This window comes from Alphaproteobacteria bacterium, from assembly GCA_015231795.1.
Taxonomy (GTDB): Bacteria; Pseudomonadota; Alphaproteobacteria; order Rhodospirillales; family WMHbin7; genus WMHbin7.
The window spans coordinates 529,077-551,567 of the sequence record JADGAX010000002.1 but is presented as its reverse complement, the minus strand read 5'-3'; the positions used below and the strand labels follow the sequence as shown (position 1 = coordinate 551,567).

17 protein-coding genes are annotated in these 22,491 nt (G+C 61.2%); 5 read left to right on the top strand and 12 right to left on the bottom strand.

The features are described from left to right. The first annotated feature begins 59 nt into the window (after positions 1-59). Together HQL44_06835 and mutS are read left to right on the top strand one after the other, a co-directional pair. Positions 60-599 (top strand): hypothetical protein, encoded by a 540-nt coding sequence (locus tag HQL44_06835; protein ID MBF0268291.1) that lies wholly within the window; start codon positions 60-62, stop codon positions 597-599. A 23-nt stretch (positions 600-622) separates the two neighbouring features. Continuing rightward, positions 623-3,232, top strand: a complete 2,610-nt coding sequence (mutS, locus tag HQL44_06830; GenBank protein MBF0268290.1) for a DNA mismatch repair protein MutS — start codon at positions 623-625, stop codon at positions 3,230-3,232. A gap of 75 nt (positions 3,233-3,307) precedes the next feature. Here mutS and HQL44_06825 read toward each other — a convergent pair whose 3' ends face one another. The 5 genes from HQL44_06825 to HQL44_06805 form a co-directional block, all read right to left on the bottom strand. Then, complete coding sequence (locus tag HQL44_06825) at positions 3,308-4,084, bottom strand: methyltransferase domain-containing protein (GenBank protein MBF0268289.1); 777 nt, start codon at positions 4,082-4,084, stop codon at positions 3,308-3,310. Further along, a complete protein-coding gene (locus HQL44_06820) occupies positions 4,081-4,761 on the bottom strand; it encodes an N-formylglutamate amidohydrolase (protein MBF0268288.1) in 681 nt (226 codons plus the stop codon). Before HQL44_06820 ends, HQL44_06825 begins: the two co-directional genes overlap by 4 nt. A gap of 62 nt (positions 4,762-4,823) precedes the next feature. Then, complete coding sequence (locus tag HQL44_06815) at positions 4,824-5,648, bottom strand: hemerythrin family protein (protein ID MBF0268287.1); 825 nt, start codon at positions 5,646-5,648, stop codon at positions 4,824-4,826. An 87-nt stretch (positions 5,649-5,735) separates the two neighbouring features. Continuing rightward, positions 5,736-8,246 (bottom strand): glycogen/starch/alpha-glucan phosphorylase, encoded by a 2,511-nt coding sequence (locus HQL44_06810; protein ID MBF0268286.1) that lies wholly within the window; start codon positions 8,244-8,246, stop codon positions 5,736-5,738. Positions 8,247-8,319: 73 nt separating this feature from the next. Continuing rightward, positions 8,320-10,359: an elongation factor G gene (locus HQL44_06805; GenBank protein MBF0268285.1), complete on the bottom strand. Its 2,040-nt coding sequence runs from the start codon at positions 10,357-10,359 to the stop codon at positions 8,320-8,322. Between the two features lie 251 nt (positions 10,360-10,610). On the opposite strand from HQL44_06805, the gene HQL44_06800 reads away from it, so the two are divergent. Together HQL44_06800 and HQL44_06795 are read left to right on the top strand one after the other, a co-directional pair. Next, positions 10,611-10,901 (top strand): BrnT family toxin, encoded by a 291-nt coding sequence (locus HQL44_06800; GenBank protein MBF0268284.1) that lies wholly within the window; start codon positions 10,611-10,613, stop codon positions 10,899-10,901. Next, on the top strand, positions 10,843-11,163 hold the full coding sequence (locus HQL44_06795) for a BrnA antitoxin family protein (protein ID MBF0268283.1): 321 nt from the start codon (positions 10,843-10,845) through the stop codon (positions 11,161-11,163). The genes HQL44_06800 and HQL44_06795 overlap by 59 nt, the downstream gene beginning before the upstream one ends. A 7-nt stretch (positions 11,164-11,170) precedes the next feature. Here HQL44_06795 and HQL44_06790 read toward each other — a convergent pair whose 3' ends face one another. The 4 genes from HQL44_06790 to HQL44_06775 form a co-directional block, all read right to left on the bottom strand. Next, the gene (locus HQL44_06790; GenBank protein ID MBF0268282.1) at positions 11,171-11,680 is read right to left on the bottom strand and encodes a hypothetical protein; all 510 of its coding nucleotides are present in this window, start codon (positions 11,678-11,680) and stop codon (positions 11,171-11,173) included. Positions 11,681-11,759: 79 nt separating this feature from the next. Beyond that, on the bottom strand, positions 11,760-12,959 hold the full coding sequence (locus tag HQL44_06785; GenBank protein ID MBF0268281.1) for a pyridoxal phosphate-dependent aminotransferase: 1,200 nt from the start codon (positions 12,957-12,959) through the stop codon (positions 11,760-11,762). Positions 12,960-13,040: 81 nt separating this feature from the next. Then, complete coding sequence (locus HQL44_06780; protein ID MBF0268280.1) at positions 13,041-14,171, bottom strand: PQQ-like beta-propeller repeat protein; 1,131 nt, start codon at positions 14,169-14,171, stop codon at positions 13,041-13,043. Positions 14,172-14,173: 2 nt separating this feature from the next. Continuing rightward, positions 14,174-15,040 carry a hypothetical protein gene (locus tag HQL44_06775; GenBank protein ID MBF0268279.1) on the bottom strand — a complete coding sequence of 289 codons (867 nt, stop codon included), beginning with the start codon at positions 15,038-15,040 and terminating at the stop codon, positions 14,174-14,176. Positions 15,041-15,180: 140 nt separating this feature from the next. On the opposite strand from HQL44_06775, the gene HQL44_06770 reads away from it, so the two are divergent. After that, a complete protein-coding gene (locus HQL44_06770) occupies positions 15,181-18,198 on the top strand; it encodes a tetratricopeptide repeat protein (GenBank protein ID MBF0268278.1) in 3,018 nt (1,005 codons plus the stop codon). Here the strand turns inward: HQL44_06770 and HQL44_06765 are convergent. The 3 genes from HQL44_06765 to HQL44_06755 all read right to left on the bottom strand — a co-directional run bounded on the left by HQL44_06765 (position 18,167) and on the right by HQL44_06755 (position 22,488). Beyond that, positions 18,167-19,840: a tetratricopeptide repeat protein gene (locus HQL44_06765; GenBank protein ID MBF0268277.1), complete on the bottom strand. Its 1,674-nt coding sequence runs from the start codon at positions 19,838-19,840 to the stop codon at positions 18,167-18,169. The two genes, HQL44_06770 and HQL44_06765, sit on opposite strands and share 32 nt — an antisense overlap. Before the next feature lie 77 nt (positions 19,841-19,917). Continuing rightward, positions 19,918-21,774, bottom strand: coding sequence for a flagellar hook-basal body complex protein (locus tag HQL44_06760; GenBank protein ID MBF0268276.1), 1,857 nt, complete (start codon positions 21,772-21,774; stop codon positions 19,918-19,920). 33 nt (positions 21,775-21,807) lie between these two features. Next, positions 21,808-22,488: a flagellar hook assembly protein FlgD gene (locus HQL44_06755; protein MBF0268275.1), complete on the bottom strand. Its 681-nt coding sequence runs from the start codon at positions 22,486-22,488 to the stop codon at positions 21,808-21,810. Positions 22,489-22,491 lie beyond the last annotated feature (3 nt).

Here is a 22,491-nt window from a genome sequence, read left to right as displayed (position 1 = left end):
GCCTCAACTAGAGTGGCCCCCGGCGGCTACTCCTAGCACAGACGGCAAAGCGAACCAAGATGCCCAAACACCTTCCTTTGAAGAGCCTTCTTCCCTTGTTGGCCGCAGGCGTCCTTCTTTCCGGCTGCGCCGAGATGAAGAACCGGGTCATGGGCAAGGAACCGGGCAAATGCCCGACCATCAACATCCTCGCCGACGCCGCCCATCTGACCAAGTTCAAGCCCGGCCCGGGCCGCGACATCACCGACGTTCTATACACGGTCGATATTGTGAATTATCAAGGGAACTGCGGCTATCGCGACGAGGACAGCCATGTCGAAACGGCGCTGAAGGTCATGTTCGACGTCGACCGGGGGGCCGCCAATGCGCAGGGCCTGGGCGAAATCCAGTATTTCGTCGCCGTCCAAGACCGCCAAAAGCAAGTCTTCTCGACCAAGTTCAAATTCCCCGCCAGCACGCCTAGGCTGCGCCAGGTAGACGAGGAAGTGTCGATCGACATCCCCATCCGCCCCGGCGACACGCCCTACAACACCGTGATCTGGCTGGGCCTTCAGCTCACCCCCGATGAGCTGGACTATAATCGCCGCAACAGGAAGTGACGGAAGAAGCCGCAGCTTCGCCGATGATGGCGCAGTATCTGGGCATCAAGGCCCAGTATCCCGATTGCCTGCTTTTCTACCGCATGGGCGACTTCTACGAACTGTTCTTCGATGACGCCGCCCTGGCGGCGGCGGCGCTCGACATCGCCCTGACCAAGCGCGGCAAGCACCAAGATCAAGACATCCCCATGTGCGGCGTGCCCGTCCACAGTCACGAGGCCTATCTGGCCAAGCTGATCCGCCAGGGCTTCAAGGTGGCGGTGTGCGAGCAGTTGGAAGACCCGGCCGAGGCCAAGAAGCGCGGGTCAAAGTCGGTGGTCAAACGCGATGTCGTCCGACTGATCACGCCGGGCACGCTGACCGAGGAAACGCTGCTCGATTCCAGGGCCAACAATTACCTCGCGGCGATCGGCGAGGTGGCGGGCGGCTTGGCCATGGCTTGGCTTGACCTGTCGACTGGCGAGGTTTCGTCGCAAGAGTTGGCGCTTGTCGATCTGTCGGCCATGCTGTCTTGCCTGAATGCAGGCGAAATCCTGCTGCCCGACCGCTTGCCCACGCATCCGGCGCTGGCCCAGAGCTTGGCCGACTGGAAGCCGCGCCTGAACCCCTTGCCCGCCAGCCGCTTCGACGCCGCCAATGCCAGATTGCGTCTTGAAAAGCTCTATGGCGTGGCAACGCTGGACGCATATGGCGCCTTCTCGAAGGCGGAAACGGCGGCCCTGGGGGCCTTGATCGATTATGTCGAACTGACTCAAAAGGGCAAGCTGGCCCTGCTGGCCCCGCCGGTGCGCATCAGCGAAGGCGCTGTGATGGCCATCGACGCCGCCACCAGGCGCAATCTGGAACTGACTGAAACCTTGTCGGGCGAGCGTCGCGGCAGTCTGCTTGCCTGCATCGACCGCACCCAGACCGGGCCAGGGGCCAGGCGCTTGGCGCAATGGCTGTCAGCGCCCCTGACCGATCCTTTGGCCATCGCGGCGCGCCATGATCTGGTGGGTTTCTTCAGGGACGCCGACCGGCTGCGCGGCGACATCAGGACAGAATTGCGCCAAACCGCCGATATGGAGCGCGCCCTGGCCCGCCTGGGGCTGGCGCGTGGCGGGCCGCGCGATCTGGCCTGCATCCGAGAAACGCTGGCCCGCATTCCCAGCCTGCGCCGCAGATTGGCCGCCCCCGACTTGGCGCCGCCCCCTGGCTTGGCGCGTCTGATTGGACGCATGGAGACGCATGACGATCTGGCCAGCCAATTGTCGAATGCGCTGGGTCCCGATCTGCCGCCATCGGCCAGCGACGGCGGCTTCATCGCGGCTGGCTATCACGCGGGCCTGGACGAATTGCGCGAGATCGCCAGCGAAAGCCATCGCGTGATGGCCGCCCTTCAGGCACGCTATGCCGATGAGACCGGTATTCCCGTCTTGAAACTGCGTCAGAACAATGTGATCGGGTTGTATCTGGAAGTGCCAGCCAAGCAGGCGGCGCGCATGGGCAACGCCTTCATTCACCGCCAGACCATGGCGGGCGCCGTGCGCTACACCACGCCCGAACTGATCACGCTGGAAGAAAAGCTGCGCGGCGCGCAAGGCAAAGCGGTAGCGCTTGAGCGGGAATTGTTCGACGCCCTGGTCAGCCAGACCTTGGCGGCCAAGGAAAGCCTGTTCGCTGCGGCGCAGGCCTTGTCCGAGCTGGATGCGCTGGCCGGTTTGGCCGAGTTGGCGCGGCTGGAGGACTGGTGCCGCCCCGAACTGGACCGCAGCCTTGATTTCAAGATCGAGGCCGGACGCCATCCGGTGGTGGAAGCGGCGCTCAAGAACAGCCAAGGCGGACCCTTTGTCGCCAATGATTGCGACCTGTCCGAGAACCAGCGCCTGTGGCTGCTGACCGGCCCCAACATGGCGGGCAAAAGCACCTATCTGCGCCAGAACGCGTTGATCGTTCTGCTGGCCCAGATGGGGTCTTTCGTGCCCGCCCAGTCGGCCCGCATCGGCATCGTTGATCGCCTCTTCTCGCGGGTTGGGGCCGCCGACGATCTGGCGCGCGGGCGTTCGACCTTCATGGTCGAGATGGTCGAGACGGCGGCCATTCTCAACCAGGCGGGCGAGCGCGCCTTGGTGATCCTAGACGAGATCGGGCGTGGCACCGCCACCTTCGACGGGTTGTCCATCGCCTGGGCGGCGGTCGAACATCTGCACGAAACCAACCGCTGCCGCGCCCTGTTCGCCACCCATTATCACGAATTGACGGCGCTGGCGGCGCGGCTTTCACATCTGGCCTGCCACACGATGCGGGTCAAGGAATGGAAGGGCGAGGTGGTCTTCCTGCACGAAATCGCGCCCGGCACCGCCGACCGCTCTTACGGCATCCACGTCGCCAAGCTGGCGGGATTGCCCTCTAGCGTCATCGCCAGAGCGGAAGATGTGCTGGCCTTGCTGGAGAAGGGCGAGCAAAGTTCAGCCCTGGCGAGGCTGGCCGACGACCTGCCCCTGTTCGCCGCGGCAAGGCCCAAAAGCGGCGCCGACGCCAGGCCCTCGCCCTTGACCGAAGCCCTGACCTTGATCGATCCCGATGCATTGACGCCCAAGGAAGCGCTTGAGGCGCTGTATCGGTTAAAGAGTTTGATCAAAGGCTCGCCGTAGCAACGCGCGTCACCCCCGGACTTGATCCGGGGGTCCATGTGGATGCCCGTGTCAAGCACGGGCATGACGGTTAGATTATTTCCGCGCCGCCACGATGAACAGGCGGCGGAAGGGCAGAAGCGTGACGCCATCTTGGCCCATGGGATAGGCGTCTCGCAGGCGAAGGCCCACTTCCTTCAAGAATCCGGCCTGCAGATCAGGCGCATCGGAAAGTGCCGCCAGATAGGGGCGCAGCGCCGTGCCCTTGATCCATTCCAAGACCGGATCAGGGCCGACCAGCGCTTGCTGATACACGCTTTCCCAAATGTCGATATGGGCCGCACCCTGTCCGCGCAGCAAGTCGTGATAAAAATCAGGCGGCCAGATTTCGAACAGATCGGCCAAGGGGGCCAGCCGTTCGCGCCATGGACCAGAGCCAGCCACCTGACTGGTGACGGTGTGCGACGGTTCTTGCTGGTTGCGGGGCATCTGGATCGCCAACACGCCGCCAGGAGACAGGCTTTCGAAAAGACCCGCAAAGACCTGGCGGTGATTCTTGATCCAGTGAAACAGCGCATTCGAGAAAATGACGTCGGCGGGTTGGCTGGGCCGCCAGATCGACAAATCGGCCTGCAGCCAGCGAGCGCTTGGCAGTTGCCGTTTGGCTTCGGCCAGCATGTCGGGCGAGGAATCGAGACCGGTGATCGAGGCGTGCGGCCAGCGCGCCGCCAGTTGGCGCGTGACATTGCCCGCCCCGCAACCCAGGTCGAAGACGCTGGCGGGCGATTGGGCCGGAATGCGCGCCAGCAGATCAAGCGCTGGGCGCAGCCGAAGATCGGCGAATTTCAGATATTGCTGTGGATCCCAACTCATATCGGCACAAGATCTTTCAAGAGGCGGGCCAAAAGACGCGCCCAATCTTGCGCCTGTTCCTCTGTTTCGATCAAGTCCTGTCGGATTTCGATCCCGGCATGCAGAAGACCAGCGGCCCCCGCATGTCTGTTCAAGCTGTAAGCCAGATCGCGCCCCGAATAAGGTTCGTTGTCGCCGATGCACAGGCCTGGCTCGCTCCTAAGCGCTTCGATCAGCGGCGCGGCCAGCCTGTCGTCCTGGTTCCATAGAATGCCCGCATGCCAGGGCCTGCTTCGCCCATTCATGCTTGGCGTGAAACTGTGGACCGCAAGCAAGACGGGGGCGATCCCCAGCCCCTGCAGGCGAGCGATTTGCGACGACACTTCTGCGTGATAGGGCGTGAAATAATCGCGGATGCGTTCGTTGATCCGGTCGCGGTCAAGATTCTGATTGCCGGGAACCGGCGTGCCGTCGCTTTGAACAGGCATGGCGTTGGCATCGTCGGGTGCGCGGTTCAGATCGATCACCAAACGCGACACGCCGCCCAGAACCGCTGCAACGCCCAATTGCTTCGCCAGTTGGCGCGTGACGGCTCCTGCTCCGATGTCCCAAGCGATGTGGCGCTCCCGCTCGGCCTTTGGCAGACCCAGCTCCTTCAGATGCGCCGGAATGACATTCGAGGCGTGATCGCAAATCAGCAGCAGGGGCTGGCTGGCCCCCGGATTGACGGTCTCGACGATCAAGGACGGCAAGGCAGTGCTTATTTGAGGAATTCCCTTAGGCGCGAGTCGGTATTCAAGATGTGATCGAGCAACCAGAATTTCAGATAGCCTTCGATCAGGGCGGCAAAACCTTCGAGATCGGCCGATTCATGGTCGTCGATCGCCCGCTTCAGTTCGCGGATCAAGCCTTCATGCGCGCCGCGATGCTGCTCGGCCAGCGCATCTGGAAGCTGTGCAAAATATTTTTCCTCGGTGAGGAAATGCTGAACGGCTTCCTGGAAGACCGCCTTGAGCCGTTCGATCACATAAGACAAGGGCGGCGTTTCATCTCGCATGCGCCGGTGAATTTCGTTCAGCATGTCGATCAGGCGCCGATGCTGGCCGTCGATCTGTTCGACGCCGACCGCATATTCCGGCTTCCAGCCGATCAGCAACCCATCCTTATTGGCTCCTTCATGAGGCGGCGTCGACCACAGTCCCCACATTTCCTGATCGGTCAGGACTTCGTGCTCGAACAGATGGCGTTCCAGCTCCATGAACATTTCGATGTTGGCGTTGTCGGGGCCGGGCCGTTTGCGACAACTTTCCAGAAAGGCGTTGAAGCGGCCCAGGAAGCGCTTGTGTTCTTGATGATGGATCAGCCATTCCTTATAGCCCGCCCCGCGCGAGATGGTGGTTTCCTTGGCGAAGTGGGAAACGATCTGGCTTTTCAACTCCTCCATCCGCTCGGCCAGCTCGGGACAGCGCTTGCCCTGCTGCCAGTCGTCATAGACGCGGTTCATCGTCTCGGCCATCTTGCGGTGGTCGCGATCGATTTCCGGATTGCCCGTGGCGGGAATAAGGGTGGGATCGATAAACTTCATCTGTCTCAGCTTTGGCTTTGCCGGCTTCGGCCCTAGATGGCCCTGCTTGCATGCATCTACAAGAGATGGGGGGATGAGGGCTTGGGGTCAACCCATCAGCGCTTCTCCCAGGCCGGGGGCCGGGCGGTGGGGCGATACCCGCCAGATATCTTTGGCATATTCCATGATGGTGACGTCGCTGGAAAAGCGCCCCATGCGCGCGACATTGTAGATGGCGGCGGCACTCCAGGCCTCTTTGTCGGCCCACAAACGGTCAACCCGCTCCTGCGCGGCCATGTAGTCGGCAAAATCGGCACACAGAAGATACCAATCGCCGTGATGAACCAGCGAATCATGGATCGATTTGAACCGGTCCTTGTCTTCGGGCGAGAAGAAACCGCTTCCGATCATGTCCAGAACCTGGGCCAGTTCCGCATTCTTGGCGATCACATCCCTGGGGTCGTAGGCGCCGGGCTGGCGCAACCGCATCACCTCGTCGGCGAGAAGGCCGAAAAAGAAGACATTCTCCTCGCCCACTTCCTCGGCGATTTCGATATTGGCCCCGTCCCGGGTGCCGATGGTTAAAGCGCCGTTCAGCGCCAGCTTCATGTTGCCCGTACCCGAGGCCTCGGTTCCGGCGGTGGAAATCTGCTGCGACAGATCGGCCGCCGGGATGATTTTCTCGGCCAGCGCCACATTGTAATTGGGCAGGAAGATCAGTTTCAGCCGCTTGTTGGTTGCGGGATCGGCATTGATGACCTTGGCCACGTCATGGATCAGCTTGATGATCAGCTTGGCCGTGTGATAGCCGGGTGCTGCCTTGCCCGCCAGAATGACGGTGCGGGCCGCCATCTTTTGCGCTTCCTTGCCGCCCGCCTTCAAGCAGTTGTAGCGGGCGATGACGCCCAGAACGTTCAGAAGCTGGCGCTTGTATTCGTGGATGCGTTTGACATGCACGTCGAACAGCGAGTCGGCGCTGACCTCCTCGCCCAGTTTCTGGGCGATCAGCTTGGCCAAGCGCTCCTTGTTGCGCTTCTTGACCTCGCGAAAGGCTTGGCGGAAGGATTTGTCGTCGGCCAAGGGCACCAGTTTTCTGAATTCCTCCAGATTGGCGGGCCAGTTTTCGTCAACGCGCCCCTTGACCAGTTGCGCCAGATCGCGATTGGCTTGATTGACCCAGCGCCTGGGCGTAACGCCGTTCGTCTTGTTGACGATGCGCTCGGGATATAATTTGTGAAAATCGGCGAAGATGGTGGTCTTCATCAGTTCGGTATGGATGCGGGCCACGCCATTGACGGCATGGCTGCCCACGAAGGCGATATGCGCCATGCGCACGCGTCGCCCGTGATCCTCGTCGATCAGCGAAACGCGCCTGATCAGATCCTCGTCGCCGGGGAAACGTTGGCGCACCTCTTCCAGAAAACGCCGGTTGATCTCGAAGATGATCATCAAATGGCGGGGCAACATGGATTCGAACAAGGCCACCGGCCAAGTCTCGAGAGCTTCCGGCAACAAAGTGTGATTGGTATAGCTGAAGACGCGGCAAGACAGGCTCCAGGCAAAGTCCCAGTCAAGGCCGAACTTGTCCATCAAGAGGCGCATCATTTCCGGCACCGCCAGCGCCGGATGCGTGTCGTTCAATTGGATCGCCACTTTCTCGGGCAGCAGCGACCAGTCGGGATGCTGGCTTCGAAAGCGGCGCAGAATGTCCTTCAAGGCAGCGCAGACGAAGAAATACTCCTGCTTTAGGCGCAGTTCCTTGCCCATGCTGGTGGAATCGTCGGGGTAAAGCACGCGAGACAGATTCTCGGATTCGCCCTGGCTTCGCACCGATCCCAGATAGTCGCCCTGGTTGAAGCGTTTAAGATCGAAGACGCGCGACGATTTGGCGGCCCATAGCCGCGTGTTGTTGACCGTCCAGGCGCCGAAGCCGGGCACCGGCTGGTCGTAGGCCTGAGCCAAAATTTCCTCGTCGCCCGTCCATAGATAGACGGTTTTGCCTTCGGAATCGGTCTTGGTTTCGACCTTGCCGTAGAAGCGCACCGGATAGACCACTTCGGGTCTGGCGAATTCCCAGGCGTTGCCGTGATAAAGCCAGTGGTCGGGCATTTCCGATTGCCAGCCGTCTTCGATTTCCTGGGCGAACATGCCGTATTCGTAGCGAATGCCGTAGCCGTAGCCGGCGATGCCCTGGGTGGCCATGGAATCGATGAAGCAGGCGGCCAGACGGCCCAAGCCGCCATTGCCCAGCGCCGCCTCGGGTTCCTCTTCCGCCACGAGGTCGAGATCAAGCCCCAGCTCGGCCAGGGTTTTGCGCGCGATGTCTAGAAACCCGGTATTGATCAGATTGTTCATCAGCGAGCGCCCGATCAGGAATTCGAGCGACAGGTAATAGACGCGCTTGACGTCGCCGCGATAGCTGGAGCGCGTCGAGTCCATCCACATTTCGACCAGCAGATCGCGCACCGTGCGCGCCAAGGCGTTGTACCAGTCGCGACCCGTGGTCGTAACCTGATCCTTGCCTACGGTATGAACCAGATGTTCCAGCAAACGCCGCTTGAAGGAATCGACTTCCTTGGCTGGCGGCTCGGAAGCATCGAGAGGCGAAGTAACGTCCATGCACCACCCCCGGACGGTTATCACATTTCCAGCTTAGACCTGAATGGCCTGATACGGAAAGGCGATAATGCAATCACCCCCTGGCCGCCGACAACAAAGCCTTGCGGTCTTCGACCACCTTGTCGGCCGAGCGGCCCGACAACTCCTGCATGTGATCGAAACGCCATGCAAAAGTGCCGACCCCCATGGTCAGCGAGCGCAATTCGATGATCAGGTCGTGCATTTCCGCCTGCGGCAGTTGCGCCGAGACCACGTCCCAACCTTTCCAGCCATCCTTGGCGTCGAAGCCCAAAATCTGGCCGCGGCGCGACGACACCAAGCGTTGCGCCTTCGATGTGTGCTCAGCCGGAATGGCGATCTCGACCGACAAAACGGGTTCCAGCAGCACCGGCTCGCATTGCGGCAGGCCTTCGCGCATGGCCATGGCGCCCGCCGTTTTGAAGGCCATGTCGGAACTGTCGACGGCGTGGAAGGACCCATCGGTCAGGGTAACGGCCAGATCGACCACCGCAAATCCCAACGGTCCTTGTTTCAAAACATCCTCGACGCCCTCGCAGACCGGCTGAATATATTGCTTTGGGATGGCCCCGCCGACGATCGTATCCGAGAAGGCGAATCCCGCCCCCCGCGCTTGCGGCTTGATGGCGATATGCACGTCGCCGAACTGCCCGTGGCCGCCCGACTGACGCTTGTGGCGGCCATGCACCTGCGTTGGCTTTTTGATGGTTTCCTTGTAGGGCACTTGCGGGCGATGCGTCACCACATCCAGCCCGAAGCGGTTCTTCAAACGCTCGGCGGCGATCTGCAAATGGATTTCGCCCTGTCCCCACAGCAGCGTTTCGTGGGTGTCTTGCGCATGTTCGACGGACAGCGATGGGTCTTCCTCGGCCAGCTTGGCCAGCGCTCCCGACAATTTCACTTCGTCGGCCTTCTTGGAAACCGCCACACCCAGCGCGAACAAGGGCGGCAAGGGCGCCAGCCAACCCGAATCGGCGGCCCTTTCGCCGTCGGCCAATTGGCCCGTGGACAAGGCCTCCAATCGCCCAAGACCCACCACCTCGCCCTCGCCTGCCTTGGGCTTCTTGTCGTGCTTTGCCCCTTGCAGCGCCATCACGCCAACCACGCGCGCCCCCGCAATATTCTGGCCATCCGCCACCTCGCCCTTCCAGATGCGGGCCAGCGACATCTTGCCGGTATGGGCGGCGTGCAGCGTCTTGAAAATCTGGACCAGCGGCCCGTCCTTGTCCGCCTTCAATCCCAGGCGGGCGAAGGTTTCATGCGGCTCGGGCGTTTCATGGCGCAACGCCTTCCACAAGCGCCTGATGCCGCCATCGGCTTGGGCCGAGCCGAAGAAGACCGGCACGATCAGATCGTCTTTTAGATCGCGCGCCAGAGTTTCATAAACTTCGGTCGTCGGCGGCACGACGTCGGTCAGCAGCTCTTCCATCAGGTGATCGTCGTAATCGGCCAGATGTTCGAGCAATTGCTGCCTGGCCTGATGTTCGATTTCCGCAGCCGACTTTGGAATTTGGATCAGGTCGGAATTGTCGCCCGGATGATATTTATAGGCGCGCTCGCTCACCAGATCGATATAGCCGGTCACCTTGTCGCCGTCGCGCAGCGGGATTTCACGCAGCACCAGCGGGCGTTCGGACACGGTTTGCAGGGCTTCCAGGGCGTCGCGCACCTTGATCGTCGAGGCGTCCATCTTGTTCAAGAACAAGATGTGCGGAATTTTGTGGTCGTCTAAAAACTTCAGCAGGGGCGACAGCATCAGGGCGCGAGCTGGATCGGGTTCGGCCACCACCACGGCGACATCGGCCACCGCCAGGGCGTTCATGCTTTCCTGGGCCAGTTCGATCGAGCCGGGGCAATCGATCAGCGTCCATGGATCGCCCAGATAGTTGACGTTGACGATATTCAGTTCGGTGCTCATCTGACGCGCCCTGGCCTCGGACGAGGCGTCGCCCACCGAACTGCCGTCCTTGACCAGCCCTTTTCGATGCACGGCCTCGGCTTCGAACAGCAGGGCTTCAAGTAGCGAGGTTTTGCCCGAAAGATAAGGCCCCACCAGGGCCGCCACGCGTGGCTTCGATACTGGACGGTTGGGCATGGTTCCCTCTCCCCAAGTCGGTTCTAACGCCTAACCTATTGTTTTCAGGCTGGGGAGGGGAAAGCAAGGGGGAAAGCAGGTGCTTACGTGACGATTTCACACGAGTTACTAAATTCTTGAATTCGTGCAGGTTAACTTACTCCTGTCGGCCAGGATCACCCATTTCTTTTCGCCCCGCGAATCATGTACCTTTTAGTACAACGAGAGGCTGTGCCAGCAGGGGCTTGCCTGCCATGACAAACGTAGATACAATGCTTTTTGAATGGGACGAGAACAAGAGAGAAGCCAACCTTGCCAAGCATGGCATTGACTTCGTTCTAGCGGCGCATGTTTTCGAGAACGAGTTCTTGAACCTGCCCTCGGCCCATGCAAGCGAGAAGCGGTGGTTGGCTGTGGGTAACGTAGGCGGTAAAATGTTGACCGTCGTCTATACCATTCGCGACGAGGCCTTACGCATCATCTCGGCAAGAAGGGCCAGAGACAATGAAATCAGAGCATATCGTCAGATATACACTCGCAGAGATCAAACAGCTGAAGGATAGAACCGATTGGGCGCGGGTGGATGCGCTCACCGACGCCGACATCGAGAAGGCGATAGCCTCCGATCCCGACGCCGCCCCTATCCTGGACGAGGAATGGTTTAAAAACGCCGAGATCGTCTTTCCGCCCGGAAAATCAGCTTTATCGCTGCGCGTCGATAGCGATGTGCTGGCTTGGTTCAAAAGCCACGGCAAGGGTTATCAGTCGCGCATGAATGCGGTGTTGCGCGCCTATATGGAAGCGCAGACGAAAAAAGCGGGCTGACCGCTTTTTATTCCAGAATTTCGAGCGTGACTGGATTTCCCAGCGGTTGGCCGTCTGCGCCAGCGACAGTGGCGGCCACCTTGCCGGGGCCATAGATCACGCGCCAGCTATGCAGGCGATAGCTTTTTCCACCGGTCTTGACGGCGAAACCGAAGCTGGCCTTGGCTGGCCCTGCCCCCAAATTCTGGGCCGACAAGGCCGCCTTGGCGGACTCGTCGGGGGTAACGCCGATCCAGCGATGCGCTTCGCCGCCACGCCCGCGCGCGGTCTGCGACATCTCCCAGTGATGAAACAGGATTTGTCCATCACTGGCCGCCTGCTGGCTGGACAGAAACAGCACGCGATCGCCGTTGGCGTTGCGAGACAGGCTTTCAAGACGGACTTGACCGCCGCTCAAAACGGGTGAGGCACAGGCGCCATTCGCATAATCAAGGCAGAACTGGCTTTCCCCGGCCAGGGCGGGAAAGGGAAGGGCAAACAGCAACAGGGCTGTCTTGGCAAGATGACGCAGATTCATGGCCTCGCTCCCCCTTTATCCTGATGGGGGGAGCTTAGCCGATGCCAAGGCAGCCCGCAATCCGGGCTTGCCGCTATCCTTATTTCAATTCCTCGCAGAACTTCTTGATGCGGGCACAGGCCTTTTCAAGGGCCGAGGTCGAGGTGGCGTAGGAAATGCGGAAATAGGGCGACAGGCCGAAGGCCGCTCCTTGCACCACCGCGACACCTTCGGCTTCCAGCAGATATTCCACGAACTGGCTGTCGGTCTCGATCTTCTTGCCGTTCCAGCTTTTGCCGATGACGCCCGCACAGGACGGATAGACGTAAAATGCGCCTTCGGGCTTCAAGCAGGTGACGCCCTTGCACTCGTTGAGCAGCTTTACCACCAGATCGCGGCGCGCCTTGAACACTTCGGCGTTCTTCGGGATAAAGTCTTGGGTGCCGTTCAACGCCTCGACCGCGGCCGCCTGACTGATCGACGAAGTGTGGGTCACCGACTGCGACTGGATCATGTTGATGGCCTTGATGATCGGCAACGGACCGGCGGCATAGCCGACGCGCCAGCCGGTCATGGCATAGGCCTTCGATACGCCGTTCATGGTCAGCGTGCGGTCATAGAGCTTGGGTTCGACCTGGGCCGGTGTGGTGAACTTGAAACCGTCATAGACCAGATGTTCGTACATGTCGTCGGACATGATGTAGACATGCGGATGCTTAAGCAGCACGTCGCAAAGCGCCCGCAGCTCGCTTTCCGTATAGGCCGCTCCCGTGGGATTGGACGGCGAATTCAGCACCAGCCACTTGGTCTTCGGCGTGATCGCTTTTTCCAGATCGGCGGCTTGCAGCTTGAAGCCCTTGTCCTCGGGACAGGTGACGAAGACGGGAACGCCTCCGAACATCAGGGCGATGTCGGGATAGCTGACCCAATAGGGTGCGGGCACGATCACCTCGTCGCCCGGATTGATGGTGGCCATGAAGGCGTTGAAGATGACGCCCTTGCCGCCAACGCCAACCGTGATCTGGTCGGGCGTGTAGTCCAACCCGTTCTCGCGCTTGAACTTGGCCGCAATGGCCTTGCGCAGATCCACGGTGCCCGCAGGCGGGCCGTATTTGGTCAGGCCCTTGTCGATGGCCGCCTTGGCCGCCGCCTTGATGTTGTCGGGCGTGTCGAAATCGGGTTCACCCGCCCCCAGGCCGATCACGTCGCGCCCGGCGGCTTTCAGCTCGGCGGCCTTGTTGGTCACCGCGATGGTCGGGGACGGCTTGATGGCGGACAGCCGGTCGGCGATGAAGGACATGGAAGACTCCAAGTTTCGGAAAATGGGGGCGCAAAGCCTACCCCCCGCCAAATCGCCGCGCAACTGGCAAAATAGGCTTATTTAACCGATGCCCAGGTTCAAAAGCTCGCCGGACAGGCTGCCCACCCAGGCGCTTTCCCCCTTGTCGCCCGGCGTCACGAAGGCGCGGCAGGCGGGCAGGGTCAGGCGGTGGGTTTCGTCGCCGGTCTCGACATCCAGCACATGCAGCACATGTTTCATGTCCAGGCAGAACAGGCGGCTTTCTGTGGCGGCCAATTCGGCCATCAAGGGCGCCCAGTTCCATCCCTGCTTCTTCACATAGTCCACCGTATGGTGACGCCACTGAACGAGGCCGTCGGCGGGATTCAGCTTGTAGATCCAGCCGGTGGGCGACCAGAAGTAAACCCCCTTGCCGGACACCAGATGCGAATTGACGAAATTGCCTGCCACGAAGCGCCACAGCACCCGCCCGTCATCGGCGGCCAAGCCCCAGACTTCATCGTGATAGCCGCCGCCGACCAGCACATCGCCCCAGAAATGCAACTGGCGCAAATACTGCCATTGTTCGGATTTGTCGACGGTCCATTTGATCTTGCCGCTGGCGGCGTCAAAGGCGTAGAGCACGCCGTCGCCCGGACATAGATAAACCGTGTCGCCCTTGATGGCGGGGCCGTAATGGATGCGAATGGCGGGATCGGTAACGGTTGACCACAGTTCGGCCCCGGTGCGCGCATCGAAGCAGCGCAGCGTGAAACCGTCGCCCACATAGACGCGCCCCCCTGCGATCAAGGGTACCGAGAATTCCTCGCTCTTGGGTTCCTGACGCCACAGCCTGCGCCCATCGGATAGAGCATGGACCGCCAGAAAGTTGCGCCCGGACACCAGCGCCAGATCGCCATCGATGCGCGGCTTGAAGGTGGCGGGATCGTCGCCCAAAGGCATTGACCAGCGGCGTTTGGCTTGGCCGGTTTCAAGGCTCCAATATTCAACCGCCGTATCGCCAGCCAAAACCATGCCGCTGTCCAAAACGCCCGGCGGCACAAGATGCCGGTTGCCGGTCTGCCATCTGCCTAGAATTTTGGCGGGGCGGGGCGGCGCATGCCGCTCCTGGGCTATCGCCTTGCAAGGCAATGCGCCAAGCAGAAGAGCGGCGCCCCCCGTTGCCAGGAAGCGCCGCCTTGCATAGGCATGTTCTTGATTATGATTACTCAACTTCAGTTGCACTTGGCCCCTTGCTTGATCCAATGCAGCAGAAGCTGGGTGTTGGGATGGTCGCGATCTTCGCCGGGATCGATGCCGGGCGGCATGCGATTCTCGACCAGACGCTGGTAAAGCGGGCTATCCGCCGCATTGCCGGGGATGACCACCGGCGTGGCTGGCTTGCCCAACTTGGCGTTGGCGATCGAATCGGCCCCCTTCATCATTCCCTTGATGCTTGTCAAATCCAGCTCGTGGAAGCTCGGAGGTTCTTCGTTCGACATATGGCAATCGACGCAGGCTTGTTCGGTGCCGAAAGCGCCCGGCTTCTTGAACAGGGCGATGATCTTCTTGCCCGCAGCATCGTCCTTGGCGCCTGCATTGATCCAATCCTTGACCGCGTTGATTTCCGGCGTGTCGGTGGGATAGGCGAAGGAAACGCCCAGCGGCATGCGGTTGTTGCGGATCATGCGCCGGATCATGCTTTTATTGGGCGCTCCGGCGATCACGATGCGCCTGGCCGGCTCCTCGGTGGCGCCGGTCATGATGCCTTCGCAGGTGGACAGGTTCAGGCCGCGATAGCTGGTCTTGGGATTGGTCGAACCGTGGCAGACGATGCAGGCCGGACCCGCGCCGAAGGCATTGGGTGCCCGCATCAACTGGGCGATATATTCGTAGGTGACCGGAATGTCGCGCTTGATGATCAATTCCGTCACGGCGGCATGGTCACCTTCGATCGTGATCTTGCCGCTTTTGTATTCCGAATAGACGCTCTTGAAGAGACTTTCGTTCTTCTTGTCGTCGGCCTTGGCGGTTTGCGCGAGACCAAATAGCATGGAAGCGCCGAGCAGGATGGCGCTTGCGGTACGGAAGCGTTTGAACATGGAACCTCCCCAGGTCATATTAGTCGTTGCTTGTATTTAGTTCTTTCTTTCCAAAAGTGTTGCCGCGATATTGATGTAAATCAAGGTCTAATATTTTTTTGCTTCGAGACTCTTTCGTCAGGCTGAGGTAAGGCTTCTTTGTGGCAGATTTTAATTTATCAAAAGCGCTCAATCATCACCGCGCCGGCAGGCTTGCCGAGGCGGAGCGCACCTATCGACAATTTCTGTCGGCTCATCCCCGGCATGAAGATGCAAGGCGTCTTCTGGCGGTTCTTAAGCATCAGACGGGGCGCTCAAAAGACGCGCTGATCGATCTGGACGCTTTGCTGAAAGACCATCCGCACTATCCGGAAGCGATGGCTAATCGTGCCGTGGTTCTGGCGTCGCTGGGCCGACCCGACGAGGCCGAGGCGCAGTTCCGCCGCGTTCTCGATCTGGCACCCGGCTTTCCCGACGCCTTCGGCCCCCTGCTGCGCCTGCTGATGGCGGAAGAGCGATTTGGCGAAGCGCAGGAATTGTTGAAGCAAGCCCCGTCGGGGTGGCCGCAGGAAAGAGCGGCGCTGGCCCACAGATTGGGTCAGCCGGACAAGGCGGAAACCCTGTTGCGCCAAGCCCTGGGCAAGGCCCCCGGAGATCCCCAGCTTTTGGGAGCGCTGGCGCCGGTTCTGACCTCCCTGGGCCGCCATGGCGAAGCCATCGAGGCGGGCCGCGCCGCCCTGGCGCTCAATCCGGACTTGGCGGGGGTTCGCCATGCCCTGGCCCTGGCCCTGCTCGATTGCGGGCAATTGACCCCAGGCTGGCAGGAATTCGCCCATCGCTGGGAGTTCCCCGGCTTTCCCAGTCATTCTCGACATCTGGAAGCGCCGCGTTGGAACGGCAAGGATGATTTGAAGGGCAAGACCGTTCTGGTCTGGCGCGAACAAGGCGTGGGCGACGAGATCACCTTTGCCTCGGCCCTTCCCGACCTGATCGAACGAGCGGGCCAAGTGGTGGTCGAATGTTCCGCGAAGCTGGTTTCCCTTTTTGCCCGATCCTTCCCCGAAGCACTGATCCGGGCTGAGGACCGCAGGCTTGATCCCAAGGCACCCAGCATCGACGCCCATTTGCCGATGGGCGATCTGTTTCCCTTTTTCCGTCCCAGCGTCGAGAGCTTTCCAAAGCGCGACGCCTATCTGATCGCCGACCATCAGAAGGCGGCGGCCTGGAAGGCGCGCCTGGACGCGCTGGGAGGCGAACCCAAAATCGGCATCGCCTGGAAGAGCACGCTGGCCACGCCGTCGCGCCTGCCCACCTTCCTGCCCAGCCTGGATCAGCTAGACAGCCTGCTGCGCGTGAAGGGCGTGCAATTCGTCAATCTGCAGCCGCGGGCCAATCTGGATGAAATCGCCCAGGCGGCCAGCCGCACCGGGGCCATGATTCATCATTTCGACGATCTCGACCTGTTCGACGACCTGGACGGGTCGGCCGCCCTGATGGCCTCGCTGGACAAGGTGGTGGCCATCGGCACCGCCACCGCCATTCTGTCGGCGGCCCTGGGGATTCCCACCGCCATGTTCTTGCTGAAACACGCGCAATGGGACCCGATGGGAACACAAGGCATTGCTTGGCTTCCCCGCGTTGCCTTGTTTCGCCGGGCCTGGAACGAGAGCTGGGACGCCGCCGTGCAGGGCGCGGCTGAGTGGGCCGGGGGAGAGCGGATCAGCAAGGCAGCGACGCCTGCGCCCAAGAATATTGGCATCGGCGCATCGGGCGCCGAGGCACTGCTCGATCAGGCGACGGCCGCGCATCTGGCGGGCCTCAAGGATCAAGCCGAATCCCTGTACCGCCTTGTGCTGGAACGCGACCCAGACCGCGCCGAAGCCTTGGTCAATTTGGCGGCGCTGCAAGACGAATCGGGACGCACCCCTGCCGCCATCCAGCTTTTGGAGCAAGCACGGCGCAAGCATCCCAACGAACCGGCCATCCACGACAATCTGGGCCGCATGCTGATCCGCCAAGACAGGCTGGAAGAGGCCGTCGCCCCTTTAAGCGACGCCCTGCGCCTGGAACCGGCCAACGCCCCCTTGATGAACGATCTGGGCAATGCGCTTCGCCTGCTTGGCCGGCTGGACGAGTCGGACTATTGGCTCGCCAAGGCGGTAAAGACTGCCCCCGCCGTCATGCAGGCGCGTTTCAACTACGCCAAGACCCTGCGCGAGCTGGGCCGCTGCCAGGAGGCGCTGGCGCAATTGCGAACCATCGCGCATCCTGACCCTTTCACGCTTTGGGAAATCGGCGCCACATGTTTGCAGATGGGCGACTTGCAACGCGGCTGGGCGGGCATCGAATATCGTCCGGGCGGATGGTGTGGCAAAAACCTGCCTGATTGTCGGGGCAAAACCGTCTTCGTGCAGGCCGAGCAAGGTGTCGGCGACGTGCTGATTTATGGCTCGGCTCTGGCCGATCTTTTGAAGCAGGCCGAGCGGGTCTATCTGGCCGCTCCCAAGAAGTTGCATGCCCTGCTGGCCCGCTCGTTTCCAGACATTCTGCCGCTTGATGAGAAGGAGCCGCCGCCCGCGCATCATCTGGCCCTGCCCTTGGGCAGCCTGTTTCATTTCTTCCGTCCTTCTTTGGACAGTTTTCAAGCATCTTCCCCCTTCCTGAAGGCCGATCCCGCCAAGGCCAGCAAATGGAAAAAGCGACTGGCCGAGTTGGGGCCAGGCAAGAAAGTGGGCATGGCTTGGCGCAGCACACAGGTGACCCGCGAGCGCGCCCGGCATTTTCCCGGCCATCCGAGCGCTTTGGCTCCCTTGCTTGCCCTGCAAGGCGTCGTCGCGATCAATCTTCAGGCCCAGGCAAGGCCCGAGGAATTGAACGGGCTGGCATCATTCGCTGATTGCGATTTGTTCGACGATCTCGACGAAACGGCGGCCCTGATCTCGGCCCTGGACGGTGTGGCGGTCAACGGCTCGGCCATCGGCATGCTGGCGGGAGGCTTGGGCGTGCCGACGGCGCTTCTGTTGCGCGCCCACGCCAGTTGGGATCGCCTGGGCACGGATCATCTGCCCTGGTTGCCAGCCGCCAAACTGTTCGATTGCGCCTGGAACGAGCCTTGGGAAACGGCAGCCAGCAAGGCCGCCGAGTGGGTCAAAGCCCTTCCGCCCCGCAGCAATGTTTGAAGCGCTTGCCCGAGCCGCAGGGGCAGGACGCGTTGCGCCCCGACTCTTCGCCCAACCGTTCCCGCATGGCCATGGCGACGCGGGCCATCGCCCGCGACCAATCGAGATTCCAGGGCCTTGGAAAGACGCGCGTGGCCGGATACCAGGGATATCGGTCGGTTCCCATCATGTCGTAATGCGGCGTCTTCAAGATCAGCCAAGTGTCGCAGCCAACCGAGCCTGCCAGATCGTTGACCGCCGTTCCCACCGTGATCACCAGATCAAGCGCCTTGATCAGCGCCACGATATTTTCTAGATCGTTGCGAAGATCAAGATCGGGCCAGCGATGGACGGTAATGCCCTGCGCGGCCTCGGCGGCGCGTAGTTCCTCTTCGCAATCGCCATATTGCAGATTGACGAAGGCGACGTCTTGCATGCTCAGCAAGGGCCGCCAGCTTTCAAGACTCGAGATGTTCCATAAGCGGTGCGAGGCGGTGACCCCCGTTTTCCAGCAGATGCCCGCCTTGATCTTGCCGGGCAGGGCGGCAAGCCTGGCTTGCCACTTCTCGACCAGGATGGGATCGGGTTTCAAATAGGCGACGGGGCCTGGAAAATCTTCAAGGCGGCGTCTGAAAAAGCGCGGCAGCGAGGCGATGGGCACATGCAGGTCGAATTTCAAATCGCCGTGCGGCCCGGCTTCGCGCACCGATATGTCTGGAAACGAGCGCCGGTAAAGTGCCTCAAGCCTGGAATCGCAATCCAACACCAGTTGGCCGCCCAGCTGCGCCAATTGGCGAACGCAGCTACCCATGCGGATTTCGTCGCCCAACCCCTGTTCGCGCCAAGCCAACAGGGTCTGTCCATCGTAGCGCTGACCGCTCCAGAGCGGCGCCGGATAGCGCCGCTGGCTGCGTTTCCAATTGGGGAATGCCGCCCTTGCCTCGAACAGGTCCCATCCTTCGGCGATCTTTCCCAGGGACAAAAGATTGAGCGCCAGATTGCCGGTATAGACGCCGCGCTGACGCCTAGCTTCCTCGTGATCGCCCTGGGGCGCCAACTCAAGCACGCGGCGAAACAGCGATTCCGCTTCGAAGGCGCGCCCCAGATCCTGCAGCGCCAGGGCCAGATGAGTCAGAATTTCGGGGTCGTCCGGAATCAGCTTGGCCGCTTGGCTCATGAAGGCGGCCGATTCGTCGGGTCTTCCAGTCTCGAACAGAATCAGCCCCAGCCCGGCATATTTTCGCGGCCCGCCGCTTGGCAGGGCCACGGCGGCACGCAAACGCGCCTCGGCCTCGTCCAGGCGCATCAGGTCGCGCAGGCTCATGCCATGCTCGGCCAGGATGCCACCGTCTTCGGGCGCCAATTCCGCCGCTTTGGCCAGCACCGCCTCGGCCTCTGTGAACTTCTCCTCTTCCCTGAGCGCCTTGCCATAAGCCAGTGCGACGGTGGCGTCATGGGCCGCCAAGTCAAAGGCCCTGGCCAAATGCGCCAGCCCATCCGCGCGCTGGCCGGTTTCGCACAAGATGGAACCCAATAGGGTCAGGGCATGGAGGTTTAAAGGATCGACGTCCAGGACGCGCCTTGCCAGCGCCTCGGCCTGATCGCGCAGGCCTTCCTGATAAGCGGCGATGGCGGCTTGCATCTGTTGGCTGGAATTTGTCATGGCCCATCTTAGACCATAAGAAGGCCGTCAGCCATCAGCTTGGCTGATGACTGACGGCTGAAGGCTGGCGGCTAAACTTAGCGCTTGATGTTGACCAATTCGTCCAGCATCTGGTCGGAGGTGGTGATGATCTTGGCCGAGGCGGAATAGGCGCGCTGGGTTACGATCATGTTGGTGAATTCCTCGCCAAGATCGACGGTGGAGGATTCCAACGAGGCCGAGGCGATGGAGCCTGCACCCGCTTCCTTGGCCGAGCGCAGGGTGTAGGCACCCGATGTGTCGGTTTCGATGAAGGTGTTGCCGGTCAGCGATTCCATGCCGTTCGGATTGACGAAGGTAGCCACCGGGATCTGGTACACCGGGCGGCGCACGCCGTTGTCGAACAGGGCGGTCACCACGCCGTCGTCGCCGATCGACACGCCCGAGAAGTTGCCGAACTTGGCGCCGTCCTGGGTGATATAGGTGACCTGATAGTTGCCCGACAGCTGCGTCATGCCGTCTGCCAGATTCTGGTTGCCCAGGAAGATGCTGGGCTTCGAACTGGTCGCGCCGTCCATGTTCTGGGCGCCGTTGGCCCAGCGGATGTCCAGCGTATTGACGTTGATGTTGTCGGGCGTGCCGTTGCCGTTGAAGTCGATGGTGCTCTGGTCGTAGAAGTTCGCGCCTGCATCCAGCAACTGAACCGAATAGCTGGTGCCGTCGGTCGTGTTGCACTGGCTGTACTGGCGCAGATAGAGGGCCAGCCCGTTGCTGGTCGCGTCGACCGCTCCCGCAATCGAAACAGCGGCCTGGGTCGAAAATTGACGGATCAGAAGGCGGTTGGTCGAAGCGCCGTCCTGGAAGAAGCGCCCGGCATTGTCTTGATAGCCGTTGTAGGAGGTGGTGGCCGCCGCTTCCGAGAAGTCGATGGCGGTCTTGATGCGCGCCACCAGGTCGCCCCAGCTGTTGCAGCCGCCGATTTCGATCAGGCCGGTCGAGCAAGGCGAGTCGGCCGACGAGAAATCGTAGGAGGTGCCGTTGATCTGAATGCTGTCGCCGTTGATGCCGGTGATCGCCGAGCTTGAAAAATCGCCCGCGAATTCGATCTGACCCTGCGACCAATAGTTCGTCGTGGTGCCAGCGCCATCGACGAACTGTGCCGTGATGACCGTGGAGTTCGGGGGCGGCGCCGCCTCGATGTTCCAGGTGTTGGTCGCCGTCTTGGTCCAGGTGAAATCCGTATTGTGCGGATTGCCCAATGAATCGTAGATCAGAATGCTGGTCTGATGCTGGCCGCCGTTGTCGGGCGAGGTCGGATCGTAAATCGGATCCTCGGAAGGCAAGTTGGCGCCCATGCGGATGGCGGCGGTGGCGGTGGCCGTGCCGCCGATGGTGTTCAGGTTCAGCCCCTTCAGTTCCTGCGGACTGACGATATTGGCGTTGACGTAGTGATAGGTGCCGTCGTCATTGATGTAGGACCGCATGTAGTTGGTGTCCTCGATGGTCAGGATCGAGGAGGCGGGCGCCGACGAGGTGGCGCGGATCAGAGGCCAGCCCTGAAGAAAGAAGCCCGAGGCGTTTTGCAAGAATCCCTGCTTGTCCGCCTTGAAGCTGCCAGCGCGCGTATAGCCGAAGAAGCCGCCCGATGCGGCCGCCGGATCGGACACCGCGTTGACCACGAAGAAGCCCTGGCCCGACATGCCGATGTCGGTGGCCGAGGAGGTGGACTGCAGCAGACCTTGCACGTCGATCTGCGCCCTGGGCTTTGACTGCACGCCGCCCGGCGAATATTTGGTCAGCGACACCTGCTTGGTGATCAGGGTCTGAAAGTTGACCTTGGTTCCCTTGTAGCCAATCGTATTGACGTTGGTCACGTTGTCCGAGATGGCGCCCATGGCGCTGGCTTGCGACGAGAGGCCGGAAACGCCCGAGAAAAGTGCACCGTAGAGGCTCATTTTACCCTCCTAAATCCTAATCCTGAGCGGTCCTTACAAGGACTGATCGATCGACTGAACATCCGCAAGCGACGCCGAGGCGCTGCCCATTTTCAAAGTGACTTCGCCGCCATAGACGGAAACGCCGGTCACCTTGCCCGTAACCACGACGTCGGAAGTGACGGCGTCGCCATTCGCCTTGAGCGCCATGATCTGAACCTTGTAGGCGCCGTCGGCGAGCTGCGTGCCATTGTCGTCCTTGCCGTCCCATTCCACGGCATGCGTGCCTTCCGCCAGGTCGGGCGACAGCACTTTCACGATATTGCCGGAACTGTTGGTGATCACCACCGTCGCCTGTTCGGGCACGGCGTCGAAACTGTAGCCGAAGGTGGCCTTGCCGCCCTGCAGCGGCAACACGTCGGTGGCCACGCTGACCGTCTTGCCGATGTAGTTGGCGCTGGACAGCGTCATGGCCGACTGCTGCACGGCGATCAGATTTTCCAGGTTTTCGTTGGTCTGGATGTTCTGTTCGACGTTGGCGTACTGCACCAACTGATTGGTGAATTCGGTCGAGTCCATGGGCGACAGCGGGTCTTGATTGGCCAGCTGCGTCGTCAGCAGGGTCAGGAACTGGTTCATGTCGGCGGCCAGTTGGTCCTTGGCCTTCGAAGCCTTGGTCGCCTCGGCGACGCCCGTGCCCTGGCCGGTTCCAAGAATGTTGTTTGTGGTCGTCATGGT